The 14,552-nt window shown below is 66.1% G+C and carries 12 protein-coding genes; 9 read left to right on the plus strand and 3 right to left on the minus strand.

Annotation, left to right across the window (positions count from 1 at the left end):
• Positions 1-3 precede the first annotated feature (3 nt).
• Complete coding sequence (locus ACMZPQ_RS15860) at positions 4-1,917, plus strand: polysaccharide biosynthesis protein (protein ID WP_197582101.1); 1,914 nt, start codon at positions 4-6, stop codon at positions 1,915-1,917.
• Complete coding sequence (gene galU / locus ACMZPQ_RS15865) at positions 1,914-2,792, plus strand: UTP--glucose-1-phosphate uridylyltransferase GalU (RefSeq protein WP_197582102.1); 879 nt, start codon at positions 1,914-1,916, stop codon at positions 2,790-2,792. Before ACMZPQ_RS15860 ends, galU begins: the two co-directional genes overlap by 4 nt.
• 379 nt (positions 2,793-3,171) lie before the next feature.
• Here galU and ACMZPQ_RS15870 read toward each other — a convergent pair whose 3' ends face one another.
• The 3 genes from ACMZPQ_RS15870 to ACMZPQ_RS15880 form a co-directional block, all read right to left on the minus strand.
• The gene (locus tag ACMZPQ_RS15870; protein WP_057500646.1) at positions 3,172-4,380 is read right to left on the minus strand and encodes an acetyl-CoA C-acyltransferase; all 1,209 of its coding nucleotides are present in this window, start codon (positions 4,378-4,380) and stop codon (positions 3,172-3,174) included.
• 69 nt (positions 4,381-4,449) lie between these two features.
• Positions 4,450-6,822 (minus strand): 3-hydroxyacyl-CoA dehydrogenase NAD-binding domain-containing protein, encoded by a 2,373-nt coding sequence (locus ACMZPQ_RS15875; protein WP_197582103.1) that lies wholly within the window; start codon positions 6,820-6,822, stop codon positions 4,450-4,452.
• A 53-nt stretch (positions 6,823-6,875) separates the two neighbouring features.
• Positions 6,876-7,529: a TetR family transcriptional regulator gene (locus ACMZPQ_RS15880; protein ID WP_197582104.1), complete on the minus strand. Its 654-nt coding sequence runs from the start codon at positions 7,527-7,529 to the stop codon at positions 6,876-6,878.
• A gap of 321 nt (positions 7,530-7,850) precedes the next feature.
• On the opposite strand from ACMZPQ_RS15880, the gene ndk reads away from it, so the two are divergent.
• From ndk to der, 7 genes are all read left to right on the plus strand, one after another.
• The gene (gene ndk, locus ACMZPQ_RS15885; RefSeq protein WP_008265389.1) at positions 7,851-8,276 is read left to right on the plus strand and encodes a nucleoside-diphosphate kinase; all 426 of its coding nucleotides are present in this window, start codon (positions 7,851-7,853) and stop codon (positions 8,274-8,276) included.
• Between the two features lie 10 nt (positions 8,277-8,286).
• Positions 8,287-9,492, plus strand: coding sequence for a dual-specificity RNA methyltransferase RlmN (rlmN, locus tag ACMZPQ_RS15890; RefSeq protein ID WP_197582105.1), 1,206 nt, complete (start codon positions 8,287-8,289; stop codon positions 9,490-9,492).
• Positions 9,479-10,264 carry a tetratricopeptide repeat protein gene (locus tag ACMZPQ_RS15895; RefSeq protein WP_197582106.1) on the plus strand — a complete coding sequence of 262 codons (786 nt, stop codon included), beginning with the start codon at positions 9,479-9,481 and terminating at the stop codon, positions 10,262-10,264. The genes rlmN and ACMZPQ_RS15895 overlap by 14 nt, the downstream gene beginning before the upstream one ends.
• An 18-nt stretch (positions 10,265-10,282) precedes the next feature.
• Positions 10,283-11,155 carry a RodZ domain-containing protein gene (locus tag ACMZPQ_RS15900; RefSeq protein ID WP_197582107.1) on the plus strand — a complete coding sequence of 291 codons (873 nt, stop codon included), beginning with the start codon at positions 10,283-10,285 and terminating at the stop codon, positions 11,153-11,155.
• Between the two features lie 65 nt (positions 11,156-11,220).
• A complete protein-coding gene (locus ACMZPQ_RS15905) occupies positions 11,221-11,859 on the plus strand; it encodes a YfgM family protein (RefSeq protein ID WP_312647710.1) in 639 nt (212 codons plus the stop codon).
• Entirely contained in the window at positions 11,859-13,067 is a 1,209-nt protein-coding gene (bamB, locus tag ACMZPQ_RS15910; RefSeq protein ID WP_197582109.1) for an outer membrane protein assembly factor BamB, read from the plus strand. Before ACMZPQ_RS15905 ends, bamB begins: the two co-directional genes overlap by 1 nt.
• 15 nt (positions 13,068-13,082) lie before the next feature.
• On the plus strand, positions 13,083-14,480 hold the full coding sequence (der, locus tag ACMZPQ_RS15915) for a ribosome biogenesis GTPase Der (protein WP_008264979.1): 1,398 nt from the start codon (positions 13,083-13,085) through the stop codon (positions 14,478-14,480).
• The last annotated feature ends 72 nt before the right edge of the window (positions 14,481-14,552 follow it).

Raw genomic sequence — 14,552 nt, forward strand, 5'->3', positions numbered from 1 at the left:
CTTATGGCTTCACCCTGGCGGGACAGAATTCTCGGCCTGATGCCGCGTTCGGCCATCGTCTGCCACGACCTGTTCATGGTCTGGGCATGCTGGCAGCTGCTCCATGCGGGGCGCTACTCGATCCTGCCCAATGCGCCCGCGTTGCCGCTCTGGAACGTCGACACCACCCTGGTGCTGCTGCTGCAGGGCCTGGTGTTCTGGCGCGTCGGCCTGTACCGCGGGCTCTGGCGTTTCGCCAGCGTCAGCGACCTGCTGAACATCTTCAAGGCCAGCTTCATCGGCCTGGTCGGCATCGTACTGGTGCTGATGTGGAAGCGCTTCGATGGCGTGCCGATGTCGGTGCTGGTGATCTACCCGTTCGCGCTGTCGGCCCTGCTGGGCGCGCCGCGACTGCTGTACCGCTCGTGGAAGGACTACCAGGCCCTGCAGTCGGATTCGAGTGCGCGGCGGGTGCTGATCCTCGGCGCCGGGCAGGCCGCCGAGACCCTGGTCCGCGACCTGCGCCGCTCCGGCAATTTCGAGCCGGTCGGCCTGCTCGATGATGCGCCCCACCTGCGCGGAGCCAAGCTGCAGGGCCTGCCGATCCTTGGCAACCTGGACGATGCACCGGCAGTGGTTCGCGAGACCGCGGCCAAGCTGCTGGTGATCGCGATGCCGTCACTGGACGCAGCGGGCATGCAGCGGGTGGTGGCCATCTGCGAAAGCACCGGCGTGCCGTTCCGCACCGTGCCCAAGCTCAGCGACATCCTGCAGGGCCAGTCGCTGCCGGGCCAGTTGAAGGAAGTGGCGATCGAAGATCTGCTCGGCCGCAAGCCGATCACACCGGACTGGAATCTCATCCGTGGCTGGCTGGGCGGGCGCACGGTGATGGTCACCGGTGCCGGCGGTTCGATTGGTTCGGAGCTGTGCCGGCAGTGCGCGCGCCATGGTGCCGGCCGCATCATCCTGCTGGAGATCAGCGAGCTGCTGCTGCTCACCATCGAGGGCGAATTGCGCCGCAGCTTCCCGGACGTGGAGATCGAAGCGGTGCTCGGCGATTGCGGTGACCCGGCGGTGATCCGCCACGCGCTGTCGCTGCATCCGGTCGATACCGCCTTCCATGCCGCGGCCTACAAGCATGTGCCGGTGCTGGAGCGCCAGCTGCGCGAGGCCGTGCGCAACAACATCCTGGCGACCGAGAACGTGGCCCGTGCCTGCCTCGAGGCCCGCGTCGAGCATTTCGTGTTCATCTCTACCGACAAGGCGGTCGACCCGGTCAATGCCTTGGGTGCGAGCAAGCGCTATGCCGAGATGATCTGCCAGAGCCTGGACCAGAAGTCCACGCACACCCGGTTCGTCACCGTGCGCTTCGGCAATGTGCTGGCCTCGGCCGGCAGCGTGGTGCCGCTGTTCCGCGAGCAGATCCTGCGCGGCGGCCCGGTGACGGTGACCGACCCGGAAGTCAGCCGCTACTTCATGACCATTCCCGAGGCCTGCCAGCTGATCCTGCAGGCGGCCGCCTCGGCCTCGCATGGCGCGATCTACACGCTGGACATGGGCGAGCCGGTGCCGATCCGCCTGCTGGCCGAGCAGATGATCCGGCTGGCGGGCAAGCAGCCCTACAAGGATATTCCGATCATCTATACCGGCCTGCGTCCCGGTGAAAAGCTGCATGAGACGCTGTTCTATTCGGACGAGGACTACCGCTCCACCGCGCACCCGAAGATCCTCGAGGCCGGTGTGCGCATGTTCTCGCGGGATCTGGTGCTGGCCAACGTGCCGCGCCTGCGCGATGCGGTCTGCAGCTACGACACCGACACCATCAAGGAAGTCCTGTTCGCAACGATGCCGGAGTTCTCTCCAATCGAACAGGATGCTTACATTCCATCCGCTAAAGTCGTGCCCTTTCCGGCACGCGAGGCCAACAGGCACCAATGAGCAAGCGAATTCGCAAAGCGGTTTTCCCGGTAGCTGGCCTGGGGACACGTTTTCTGCCAGCAACCAAAACCGTGCCGAAGGAGATGCTGCCGATCATTGACCGGCCGCTGATCCAGTACGCAGTGGATGAAGCGATCGAAGCGGGCTGTGACACGCTGGTGTTCATCACCAATCGCTACAAGCATGCGGTTGCCGACTATTTCGACAAGGCCTACGAGCTGGAACAGAAGCTCGAGCGTGCCGGCAAGCAGGAACAGCTGGAGCTCATCCGCCACGTGCTGCCCAATGGCGTGCGTGCGATCTTCGTGACCCAGGCCGAAGCGCTGGGCCTGGGGCATGCGGTGCTGTGTGCCAAGGCTGTGATCGGCGATGAGCCGTTCGCGGTGCTGCTGCCGGACGACCTGATCTGGAACCGTGGGGATGGCGCGCTGAAGCAGATGGCCGACCTCAACGAGGCCAGCGGCGCCAGCGTGATCGCGGTGGAGGATGTGCCGCACGACAAGACCGCCAGCTACGGCATCGTGGCCACCGAGGCGTTTGATGGCCGCAAGGGCCGTATCTCGCAGATCGTGGAGAAGCCGAAGCCGGAGGACGCGCCGAGCGACCTGGCCGTGGTGGGTCGCTACGTGCTGAGCCCGAAGATTTTCGAACTGCTCGAGCAGACCGGCAGCGGTGCGGGTGGCGAGATCCAGTTGACCGATGCGATCGCGCAGCTGCTGAAGATCGAAGAGGTGGATGCCTATCGTTTCGAGGGCACTCGTTTCGACTGCGGCACGCATCTGGGGCTGGTGGAAGCGACGATCCGCTTCGCGCTGGACAACCCGAAGCTGGCGGGCCCGGCACGGGAGAAGCTGGCGGCGATGCTGGCGGAATAAGGGTTTTATCAAGCGCTCCGTGCAGCGCGTTGATTGATACGTGGTGGAGGGGGCGGATGGCCCTCTCCAAAACACGCCAAAGCCCTTCCATGGTGCTCGATGGCGCCATCCATGGCGCCAACGGTTTTGGAGAGGGCCATCCGCCCCCTCTCGACAGTTTCCGTGTTGCGCGGACGGGAAGGGCGGAATCAAGAGCGGAGCAGAAACAAAAAAGGCAGCCGATGGCTGCCTTTTTTGTTTCCAGTGCATCCACGCATGGCGTGGATCTACTGCTCTTGCTCAATCCTTCGCCGCAGGGAGGCTGGAAGGGCCGGGTTGGCAGCCTCACCCACCCGGGCCCTTCAGCAAACCGACACGCCCGCCGGCAATGCCTTGAATCTTACAGCGCCTCGAAAATACCCGCCGCGCCCATGCCGGTGCCGATGCACATGGTCACCATGCCGTACTTCTGCTGGCGACGACGCAGGCCGTGCAGCAGGGTGGCGGTGCGGATCGCGCCGGTCGCGCCCAGCGGGTGGCCCAGGGCGATCGCGCCGCCCAGCGGGTTGACCTTGCTCGGGTCCAGGCCGCAGTCACGGATCACCGCCAGCGACTGCGCGGCGAAGGCTTCATTGAGCTCGATCCAGTCCAGCTGGTCCTGGGTCAGGCCGGCCTGCTTCAGTGCCTTCGGAATGGCAGCGATCGGGCCGATGCCCATCACTTCCGGGCGCACGCCGGCCACCGAGAAGCTGACGAAGCGCGCCAGCGGAGTCAGGCCGTAATCCTTGATCGCCTGTTCCGAGGCCAGCAGCACCGCACCGGCGCCGTCGCTCATCTGCGAGGAGTTGCCGGCAGTGACGGTGCCGCCGAACTGGCCGTTGCGGAACACCGGGCGCAGCTTGGCCAGGCCTTCGGCCGAGGAATCCGGGCGCGGGCCTTCGTCGGTGTCGGCGATCTTGTTGCGGGTGATGATGCGCTGGCCATCGGCCAGGTCCGGCAGGTGCGAGACGATCTCGTACGGGCTGATCTCGTCCTTGAAGTCACCGTTCTGGATCGCGGCCATGGCCTTCTGGTGCGAGGCGAGGGCGAACGCATCCTGGTCTTCGCGCGAGACCTTCCATTCCTCGGCGACCTTCTCGGCGGTGATGCCCATGCCGTAGGCGATGGCCACGTGATCGTTGTCGAACACGCTCGGTGCCATCGCGATCTTGTTGCCCATCATCGGCACCATCGACATCGACTCGGTGCCGCCGGCCAGCATCAGGTCGGCGTTGCCCAGGCGGATCGCGTCGGCGGCCTGCGCCACGGCCTGCAGGCCGGACGAGCAGAAGCGGTTCACGGTCTGTGCGGCGATGGTGTTGGGCAGGCCCGCCAGCAGCACGCCGATGCGTGCCACGTTCATGCCCTGCTCGGCTTCCGGCATGGCGCAGCCGATGATCGCGTCATCGATGCGGTTGACGTCCACGCCCGGCGCCTGTGCGACGACGCTGCGCAGCACGTGCGCAAGCATGTCGTCGGGGCGCGTGTTGCGGAACATGCCCTTGGGCGCCTTGCCCACCGGGGTACGGGTGGCGGCGACGATGTAGGCGTCCTGGATTTGCTTGGTCATTGCAGTGATCTCTTGAATAGGGGTTGGAAGAGGTTGCCGGCCAGCGGCCGGCGCTACCGATGTCTTCCGTCAGTTCCGCAGCGGCTTGCCGGTCTTCAGCATGTGCGCGATGCGGGCCTGGGTCTTTTCCTGCTGGGCCAGTTCAACGAAATGCTTGCGCTCCAGGGTCAGCAGCCACTCTTCGTCGACCAGGGTGCCGCGGTCGACCTTGCCGCCGCACAGCACGGTGGCGATGCGCTCGGCGATCTCGTAGTCGTACGGGCTGATGAAACGGCCTTCCAGCATGTTGACCAGCATCATCTTGAAGGTGGCGATGCCCACGTCACCGGCCACCTGGATGCGGCGTGCCGGCAGCGGCGGACGGTAGCCCGCTTCGGCCAGGGCGCGTGCTTCGGCCTTGGCGATGTACAGCGCTTCGTAGCTGTTGAACACCACCTTGTCGGTGCTGCGCAGCAGGCCCAGTTCCTTGGCGTTGACCGCCGAGTTGGAGACCTTGGCCATCGCCACGGTCTCGAAGGTCTTCTTCAGTTCGGCGAACACGTCACCGCCCGGGCCGGCGGCCTGCGAGGCGCGCACGGCCAGTTCCTTCAGGCCGCCACCGGCCGGCAGCAGGCCGACGCCGGCTTCGACCAGGCCGATGTAGCTTTCCAGGAAGGCCACGGTCTTGGCGCTGTGCATCTGGAACTCGCAGCCGCCACCCAGGGCCAGGCCGCGCACGGCCGCCACCACCGGTACCAGCGAGTACTTGATGCGCTGGCTGGTGCGCTGGAAGTTGGCGACCATCTCTTCGAACTGGTCGACCTTGCCGGCCTGCAGCAGGCCGAGGGCACCGGCCAGGTCGGCACCGGCGGAGAAGGGTTCCTTCTGCTGCCAGATCACCAGGCCCTGGAAGTCCTTCTCGGCGCGGCTGACGCATTCCTGCAGGCCGTCCAGCACCTGGTCGGACACGGTGTTCATCTTGGTCTTGAAGCTGACCACGGCGATGCCGTCGCCGTCATGCCACATGCGCAGGCCGTCGTTCTCGAACACGGTCTCGCCCGGCGCGAACGTCTCGCCCAGCAGCGGATCGGGGAAGCGCTGGCGCTGGTACACCGGCAGCGACGAACGCGGCAGCTTGGCGTTGCGCGACGGGCTGTAGCTGCCCTCGGCGGCGTGCACGCCATCGCGGCCATCGAACACCCAGTCCGGCAGCGGGGCGTTGCTCATGCTCTTGCCGGCGACGATGTCATCGGCGATCCACTGCGCGACCTGCTTCCAGCCAGCGGCCTGCCAGGTTTCGAACGGGCCCAGCGACCAGCCGTAGCCCCAGCGGATGGCCAGATCGACGTCGCGCGCGGTCTCGGCGATGTCGGCCAGGTGGTAGGCGCTGTAGTGGAACAGGTCGCGGAAGGTCGCCCACAGGAACTGCGCCTGCGGGTGCTGGCTCTCGCGCAGCTTGGCGAACTTCTCGGCCGGGTTCCTGATCTTCAGGATCTCGACCACTTCCGGTGCAGCGGCGCGGTCAGCCGGGCGGTAGTCCTGCTTCTCCAGGTCCAGCACCACGATGTCCTTGCCGACCTTGCGGAAGATGCCGGCGCCGGTCTTCTGGCCCAGCGCGCCCTTGGCGATCAGCGCGTCCAGCCACTTCGGCGACTTGAAGAATTCATGCCACGGGTCGTTCGGCAGGGTGTCGCCCATGGTCTTGATGACGTGGGCCATGGTGTCCAGGCCGACCACGTCGGAGGTGCGGTAGGTAGCCGACTTCGGGCGGCCGACCAGCGGGCCGGTCAGGCCGTCCACTTCATCGAAGCCCAGGCCGAACTGCTGGGTGTGGTGGATGGTGGACAGGATCGAGAACACGCCGATGCGGTTGCCGATGAAGTTCGGGGTGTCCTTGGCGTAGACCACGCCCTTGCCCAGGGTGGTGACCAGGAATTCTTCCAGGCCTTCCAGCACGGCGGCGTCGGTGGTGGTGGCCGGGATCAGCTCGGCCAGGTGCATGTAGCGCGGCGGGTTGAAGAAGTGCACGCCGCAGAAGCGGTGGCGCAGCTGCTCGGGCAGCACGTCGGCCAGCTTGTTGATGCCCAGGCCCGAGGTGTTTGAAGCCAGCACCGCATGGTCGGCCACGAACGGGGCGATCTTCTTGTACAGGTCCTGCTTCCAGTCCATGCGCTCGGCGATGGCCTCGATGATCAGGTCGCAGTCCTTCAGCTGCTCCAGGCCGGACTCGTAGTTGGCCGGGGTGATGGCTTCGGCCAGCGACTTGCTGGCCAGCGGCGCCGGGCTCAGCTTGCCCAGGTTGGCGATCGCCTTCAGCACGATGCCATCGGCCGGACCTTCCTTGGCGGGCAGGTCGAACAGCACGGTGTCGACGCCAGCGTTGGTGAGGTGGGCGGCGATCTGGGCACCCATGACGCCGGCACCCAGCACGGCGGCGCGGCGGACTAGCAGGGAATTGGACATGGTGTAGGGCCTTTGTTGGTCAGCAGTTACTGGGTGGGTCACACCCGGTGGAATCACGGGGAGACGGGCAGGGCGCTGCCGCGTGCAGCAGCGCGGAACCCGGCTTCGGCGAAATGGATGAGTTCGTGGGCCGCATGGGCACGATGCGCCGCTTCGGTGACACCGGCGGGACGCTTGATCAGCCCGAAGTCGGCCATGGCATAGGTGAGCGAGCCGGCCAGGAAGTCCAGGCGCCAGTACAGCTCTTCCTTGCTCAGGTCCGGCACGCATTCGGCGATGGCCTTGCCGAACGCGCGCAGCACATGGCCGTAGTGGTCTGACAGGAACTTGCGCAGGTTGTCGTTCTTCTCGGCGTAGGCGCGGGCGATCACGCGTACGAAGGCGCCGCCGTTCTGGCGGTCCTGGGCCAGCGCCAGCGCCGGCTCGACGAAGGCGGCCAGCACCGGGCGCAGCTGGCCGGGGTGTTCTGCGCGGGCGCGCTCCAGCTGCGCCAGGCGGGCACCGGTCATTTCGTCCATGCGGCGGCGGAACACCTCGTTGACCAGGTTTTCCTTGGAACCGAAGTGGTAGTTGACCGCGGCGATGTTGACGTCGGCCTGACTGGTCACCTGGCGCAGCGAGGTGCCGGCGAAACCGTGCTGGGCAAACAGCTCCTCGGCGGCACCGAGAATCCGGTCCTTGGTCGAGAAGTGGGCGGGCTTGGCCATCGGCGGGCGGACCTTAATCAAACGATTGTTTGATACTAGAACCAGACGGTAGCGTATGGCATTTTGCAGTGCAGCAAAATTTCGTCACCCGGTTACAAGGGGTTCAGTAGTGCCAGCCCATGGCTGGCAACGCTTGATCCTGAATGGGCGGGATCCGGCGTGCGGGATGCCGCACCCTGCCTGCCAGCCATGGGCTGGCACTACTGAACGGGATCTTTTACAATTCGCCTACGTTTATCAGGCTAAGCCCGCGTCCCGACGCGGGTTTTTTTCATGTTACCCTTCGGGCCATCAGCGGCCCGATTCCATTGGAGACATCCCATGGCGCTGGAGCGCACCCTTTCGATCATCAAGCCGGACGCCGTTGCCAAGAACGTCATCGGCGAAATCTACGCCCGCTTCGAGAAGGCCGGCTTGAAGGTCGTGGCCGCCAAGTACAAGCAGCTGTCGCGCCGTGAAGCCGAAGGCTTCTACGCCGTGCACCGCGAGCGTCCGTTCTTCAACGCGCTGGTCGAGTTCATGATCTCCGGCCCGGTGATGATCCAGGCCCTGGAAGGCGAGAACGCCGTCCTGGCCCACCGCGACCTGCTGGGCGCCACCAACCCGAAGGAAGCCGCTGCGGGCACCATCCGCGCCGACTTCGCCGAATCCATCGATGCCAACGCCGCCCACGGCTCGGACTCGGTCGAGAATGCCGCGATTGAAATCGCCTACTTCTTCGCCGCCACCGAAGTCGTTTCGCGCTGAGAGTAATGCCGTGAACGAGGTCGTACAGTCCCCCGCCATCCAGCCGCTGCCGAAGTCGGCACCCACGGCTGGCAAGCAGAACCTGCTCGACCTCGATCGCGCGGGCCTGGAGAAGTTTTTCGTCGATGTACTGGGCGAAAAGAAGTTCCGTGCCCATCAGGTGATGAAGTGGATCCACCATCGCTACGTCACCGACTTCGATGAAATGACCGACCTCGGCAAGGTCCTGCGCGCCAAGCTGCAGACCCATGCCGAGGTGCTGGTTCCGAACATCGTGTTCGACAAGCCCTCCGCCGACGGCACCCACAAGTGGCTGCTGGCGATGGGCGTGGATGGCAAGAACGCCATCGAGACCGTGTACATCCCGGACAAGACCCGCGGCACGCTGTGTGTGTCCTCGCAGGTCGGTTGCGGCCTGAACTGCACGTTCTGCTCCACCGCCACCCAGGGCTTCAACCGCAACCTGACCACCGCCGAGATCATCGGCCAGGTGTGGGTTGCCGCACGCCACCTGGGCAACGTGCCGCACCAGATGCGCCGCCTCACCAACGTGGTGATGATGGGCATGGGCGAGCCGCTGATGAATTTCGACAACGTCGTGCGTGCCATGAGCGTGATGCGCGACGACCTGGGCTACGGCCTGGCCAACAAGCGCGTGACCCTGTCGACCTCCGGCCTGGTGCCGCAGATCGACCGCCTGTCCACGGAGAGCGACGTGTCGCTGGCGGTGTCGCTGCATGCGCCGAACGACGCGCTGCGCGAGACGCTGGTGCCGCTCAACAAGAAGTACCCGATCGCCGAGCTGATGGCCTCGTGCGCACGTTACCTGCGCGCCAACAAGCGCCGCGAATCGGTCACCTTCGAATACACCCTGATGAAGGGCATCAACGACAAGCCCGAGCATGCCCGCGAGCTGGCCCGCCTGATGCGCCAGTTCGACAACGCGGTGCAGGCCAAGGATTCGGGCAAGGTCAACCTGATTCCGTTCAACCCGTTCCCGGGCACCCGCTACGAGCGTTCGGAAGAAGCGCACATCCGCGCCTTCCAGAAGATCCTGCTCGACAGCAACGTGCTGACGATGGTCCGCCGTACCCGTGGCGACGACATCGACGCCGCCTGTGGCCAGCTCAAGGGCCAGGTGATGGACCGCACCCGCCGCCAGGCCGAGTTCAACAAGACGCTGCAGGCGGGGAAGGGGAGCGATGCCGCGGCCTGACCGCCTCTGGCTGGTGCTGCTCGCAGGCACGCTGGCCCTCGCGGTCGGCGGCTGTAAATCCCATCCGAAGGCCAAGCTGGGTCCCAGCGAGGCACCGGTCTACTCCGTCCGTGATCCCGAAGGGGTACGGCAGAAGGTGCGCTGGCAGGAGTTGCTGACCCTCGCGGGCCGCGATATCCAGTCGGGCAAGCTGGATGCCGCCGAGCGCAAGGCGCGCGAAGCGCAGAAGCTGGTGCCGACCGCTCCCGATGGCCTGGTGTTGCTGGCGGGTATCGACGAGCGTCGTGGCCGCACCGCGCAGGCGGGCGAGAACTTCCGCAAGGCCGCCGAACTGGCGCCCGAGCGTGGCGACGTGCTCAACAACTACGGTGCCTGGCTCTGCCAGCAGGGCCGGTCGGCCGAATCGCTGGCCTGGTTCGACCGTGCGCGGCAGGCGCCCGGCAATGCCGCGGCAGCCGAGGCACAGGCCAATGCCGGCAGCTGCGCGCTGGATGCCGGCCAGCTTGAGCGTGCCGAACGCGACCTGCGCGCCGCGCTGGCGGCACTGCCTGCCAACCCGGTTGCACTGGAGGCGATGGCCCAGCTGAGCTTCCGCCAGGGCCGCTACATGGAGGCCCGGGCCTTCGCCGAACGTAGGATTGCGGCTGCACCCGCAACGCGTTCCGTGTTACAACTTGCGTCTCAAATCGAAGCGCGGCTGGGCGATCGGGCAGCATCTGATCGCTATCTGCAGCGGATTCGACAGGAATTTCCGCAGGACGCGGGCTCCTAACTCCAGGGTTGATGCATTGTGATTGATGACCAGACTGTGAGCGCTCTCGAGACTGCGGCCGGCTGCGGCACCCGCCTGCGCCAGGCCCGCGAGGCGGCCGGACTGACCCTCGAAGATGTCGGCTCGCGCCTGCGCATGCCGGTCCAAGTGGTCAAGTCGCTGGAAGAAGAACAATGGCAGAAGCTCGGCGCGCCGGTGTTCGTGCGCGGCCAGCTGCGCAGTTATGCGCGCCTGCTCAACGTGGACGTGAGCCAGCTGCTGGAGCAGGCCCAGGTCGGCCCGGTGGTTCCGCCCACCCTGGTCAGCCATACCCATACCCCGCGTGCGCGCCGTATTGCCGAGAATCTCGGCCGGCGCGTGCTGTATGTCGGCATCACCGCCGTGTTGGCCGTGCCGGTGTGGTTCGCCACCCGCGGCCATTTCGACAATACAGCGCCGGCGCCCAGCACCGCCTCGCTGGACGCGATCCCGGCCGCCGTGCCGGTGACCCCGTCCGCCGCTGGCGTCGAGCCGGCGGCATCGGCTGAAGTCGCCAGTACCGCCCCGGCCAGCAAGCCGGCGGCCACCCCCTATGTGGCCTCGCTGGCGCCCGTGCCGCGTCCGGCCCCGGCCGCCGCCGCTGCCGGCAACACGCTGGAGATGCAGTTCAGCGGCGACAGCTGGGTCGATATTGGTGGCCCGGACGGCGCCACCGTCGAGAAGGCGCTGATCAAGTCCGGCGAGAGCCGCAGCTTCACCCCGGGCCAGGTGAGCCGGGTGACCCTGGGCAACGCTTCGGCGGTCCAGGTTCAGCAGAACGGCGCTATCGTCGATCTGACCCCCTACCAGCGAGCCAACGTGGCACGCTTTCAGGTATCCTCTGAAGGCTCCGTAGTCCCGGTTTCGCACTGAGGCGCGGTTTCACCACCTTCGATTAATCCCAATGGTCCCTCCCGATGGGCGGGGCGAGAGTACGCATGGCGATCGACGATCTGCTCGACGAGCACGAACAAAGTGAACGCGTCCGCAGCTGGCTGCGGAAGAATGGCGCCAGCATCCTCGGTGGCGTGGTCATCGCCATCGGTGCCATTGCCGGCTGGCAGTGGTACCAGAAGGATCAGGGCGGCAAGCTGGCCTCGGCCAATGTCGAGTACCAGAAGGCGCTGGTCGGCCTTCAGCAGAACAAGCTCGACGACGCCGCCAAGGCCGTGAAGGCGCTTGAAGCCGGCCCGTCCAGCATCTACGGCGACCTCGCGGCGCTGCAGCTGGCCAAGGCCCAGGTCGACGCCGGCAAGAACGAAGAAGCGCTGGCCACCCTGCGCGGCGTGAAGGTCGAAGGCGACCTGCAGCACGTGGTCGACCAGCGTGTGGCCCGCCTGCTGGTGGCCACCGGCAAGAGTGACGAGGCGATCAAGCTGCTGGGCAGCGCCACCGACAGCAGCAGCCTGGAAATCCATGGCGATGCGCTGCTGGCGCAGGGCAAACGCGATGGCGCCCGTGAACAGTACGAGAAGGCGCTGAAGTCGCTGGACGTGGCAGCGCCGCAGCGGCGCCTGCTGGAAACCAAGGTTATGGATGCCGGCGGCACGGTCGCCGCCCCTGCGGAGTCGGTTTGATGAGTCAGAAGGTCATGATCACCCGCGTCGCCACCGTGCTCCTGATGGGCATGGCCCTGACCGGCTGCAGCACCGTGAAGGGCTGGTTCGCCGGCAAGGACGCGGCAGCGAAGAAGGCCCTGGAGCCGGCTGAACTGGTCAAGTTCGAGCCGAGCGTGAAGGTCAACAAGGCCTGGTCGGTCAATCTCGGCAAGGGCGAGCGCCGCATCGGCGTGCGCCAGGGTCCGGCGGTGGCCAACGGCCATGTGTTCGCTGCGGCGATCACCGGTGGCGTGCATGCCATCGACCTGCAGACCGGCAAGAAGGTCTGGACCTGGGAGCCGACCAAGGAAAAGAAGAAGCCGAAGCTGCGCCTGTCCGGCGGCCCGGGTGTCGGCGAGAACCTGGTCGTGATCGGCACGCTTGACGGCCAGGTCATTGCCCTGGACATCAACGACGGCAGCGAGAAGTGGCGCGCCCGTGTTCCGGGTGAGGTCATCGCCGCGCCGGCCGTGGCCCAGGGCCTGGTGTTCGTGCGCAGCAACGACGGCCGCGTGACCGCCTTCGATGCCGGCAACGGCACCCAGAAGTGGTTCAACCCGAGCGAACTGCCGGCGCTGACCGTGCGCGGCAATGCGCCGGTGGTCACCGGTCCGGGCGTGCTGTTCATCGGCAAGGATGAAGGTGCGGTCGCCGCGATGGCGATGCAGGATGGGCGTACCCTGTGGGAACAGAACCTTGGCAACGGCGAAGGCCGTACCGAGCTGGACCGCATGGCTGACGTTGACGGCGCTCCGGTGCTGGAGGGCAACACCCTCTTCGTGAGCAGCTTCAAGAACCAGACCATGGCCATCGAAGGCCCGACCGGTCGCCCGCTGTGGGCGCGCGATCATGGCGGTGCCGGTGGCGTGGCGGTGTCGTCGGGCAATGTGTTCGTCACCGACAACAAGGGTGGCGTGTTCGGTCTGGACAAGGCAACGGGCGCCGCGATGTGGTCGCAGACCGAGCTGGCGCGTCGTTCGCTGACCGGCCCGGCGCTGCAGGGTGACTACGTGGTCGTGGGTGACTACAAGGGATACGTGCACTGGTTGAAGACCTCCGATGGTGCGATGGCGGCACGGGCAAAAAGTGGTGGTGACGCCCTGCTTGCCCAGCCGGTCGTGGTAGACGGGGTGCTGCTGGTGCAGAACGTTGATGGCAAGCTGACCGCCTTCCGGTTGGCAAATTAAATTGGAGTAATCGCGATGCTGCCTTTGGTCGCCCTGGTTGGACGGCCGAATGTCGGCAAGTCGACTATTTTCAATGCGCTGACGCGCACCCGTGACGCCCTGGTCCATGACCAGCCCGGCGTCACCCGCGACCGCAACTACGGTGTCTGCCGTCTGGACGAGGACAATCATTTCCTCGTCGTCGACACCGGCGGTATCGCGGAAGAGGAAGAGGGCCTGGCCGGTGCCACCACCCGCCAGGCTCGCGCCGCTGCGGCGGAAGCGGACCTGATCCTGTTCGTGGTCGACGCCCGTGAGGGTACGTCGGCGATGGACGACGAGATCCTGGCCTGGCTGCGCAAGCTGTCGCGCCCGACGCTGCTGCTGATCAACAAGATCGACGGCACCGACGAGGACAGCGTGCGGTCGGAGTTCGCCCGTTACGGCTTCGGCGAGATGCTGACCGTGTCGGCCGCGCACCGCCAGGGCCTGGACGACCTGCTGGACGAAGTGATCCAGCGCCTGCCCGAAGAAGGCAGCGGCGAAGAGCTGGACAACGATCCGAACCGCATCCGCATCGCCTTCGTCGGCCGCCCGAACGTGGGCAAGTCGACCCTGGTCAACCGCATCCTCGGCGAGGAGCGCATGATCGCTTCCGACGTGCCGGGCACCACCCGCGACTCGATCGCGGTGGACCTGGAGCGTGACGGCCGCGAGTACCGCCTGATCGATACCGCCGGCCTGCGCCGCCGCTCGCGCGTGGACGAGGTCGTCGAGAAGTTCTCGGTGGTCAAGACCATGCAGTCGATCGAGCAGTGCCAGGTGGCCGTGCTGATGCTGGATGCCACCGAAGGCGTGACCGACCAGGACGCCACCGTGCTCGGTGCCGTACTCGATGCCGGCCGCGCGCTGGTCATTGCCATCAACAAGTGGGATGGCCTGACCGAGTACCAGCGCGAGCAGGCCGAGACCCTGCTGTCGCTGAAGCTGGGCTTCGTGCCGTGGGCCGAATCGGTGCGCATCTCGGCCAAGCATGGCTCGGGCCTGCGCGAGCTGTTCCGCGCGGTGCACCGCGCGCATGAGTCGGCCAACAAGACCTTCACCACCAGCGAAGTGAACAAGGCGCTGGAAGTGGCTTACGAGACCAACCCGCCGCCGACCATCCGCGGCCATGTCTCCAAGCTGCGTTACGTGCACCCGGCCGGCGCAAACCCGCCGACCTTCATCGTGCACGGCACGCGCCTGAAGGAGCTGCAGGAATCGTACAAGCGCTACCTGGAGAACTTCTTCCGCAAGCGCTTCAAGCTGATCGGCACCCCGGTGAGCTTCATCTTCCGCGAGGGTACCAACCCGTACGAGGGCAAGAAGAACGTCCTCACCGAGCGGCAGGTCAAGGCCAAGCGGCGCTTGATGAAGCACGTCAAGGGCAAGTGATCTGCGGTAGTGCCGGCCGCTGGCCGGCAACCTCGCGGAGTCTGACGCGTTCATGGCGTTGCCGGCCAGCGG

Source organism: Stenotrophomonas maltophilia (genome assembly GCF_047497515.2).
Taxonomy (GTDB): Bacteria; Pseudomonadota; Gammaproteobacteria; order Xanthomonadales; family Xanthomonadaceae; genus Stenotrophomonas.

What these genes read in the sequence shown, in the direction of transcription:
- ACMZPQ_RS15860 (WP_197582101.1), top strand. Translation starts at nt 4, where the DNA reads ATGGCTTCACCCTGGCGGGACAGAATTCTCGGCCTGATGCCGCGTTCG.
- galU (WP_197582102.1), top strand. Translation starts at nt 1,914, where the DNA reads ATGAGCAAGCGAATTCGCAAAGCGGTTTTCCCGGTAGCTGGCCTGGGG.
- ACMZPQ_RS15870 (WP_057500646.1), bottom strand. Translation starts at nt 4,380, where the DNA reads ATGACCAAGCAAATCCAGGACGCCTACATCGTCGCCGCCACCCGTACC.
- ACMZPQ_RS15875 (WP_197582103.1), bottom strand. Translation starts at nt 6,822, where the DNA reads ATGTCCAATTCCCTGCTAGTCCGCCGCGCCGCCGTGCTGGGTGCCGGC.
- ACMZPQ_RS15880 (WP_197582104.1), bottom strand. Translation starts at nt 7,529, where the DNA reads ATGGCCAAGCCCGCCCACTTCTCGACCAAGGACCGGATTCTCGGTGCC.
- ndk (WP_008265389.1), top strand. Translation starts at nt 7,851, where the DNA reads ATGGCGCTGGAGCGCACCCTTTCGATCATCAAGCCGGACGCCGTTGCC.
- ACMZPQ_RS15895 (WP_197582106.1), top strand. Translation starts at nt 9,479, where the DNA reads ATGCCGCGGCCTGACCGCCTCTGGCTGGTGCTGCTCGCAGGCACGCTG.
- ACMZPQ_RS15905 (WP_312647710.1), top strand. Translation starts at nt 11,221, where the DNA reads ATGGCGATCGACGATCTGCTCGACGAGCACGAACAAAGTGAACGCGTC.
- bamB (WP_197582109.1), top strand. Translation starts at nt 11,859, where the DNA reads ATGAGTCAGAAGGTCATGATCACCCGCGTCGCCACCGTGCTCCTGATG.
- der (WP_008264979.1), top strand. Translation starts at nt 13,083, where the DNA reads ATGCTGCCTTTGGTCGCCCTGGTTGGACGGCCGAATGTCGGCAAGTCG.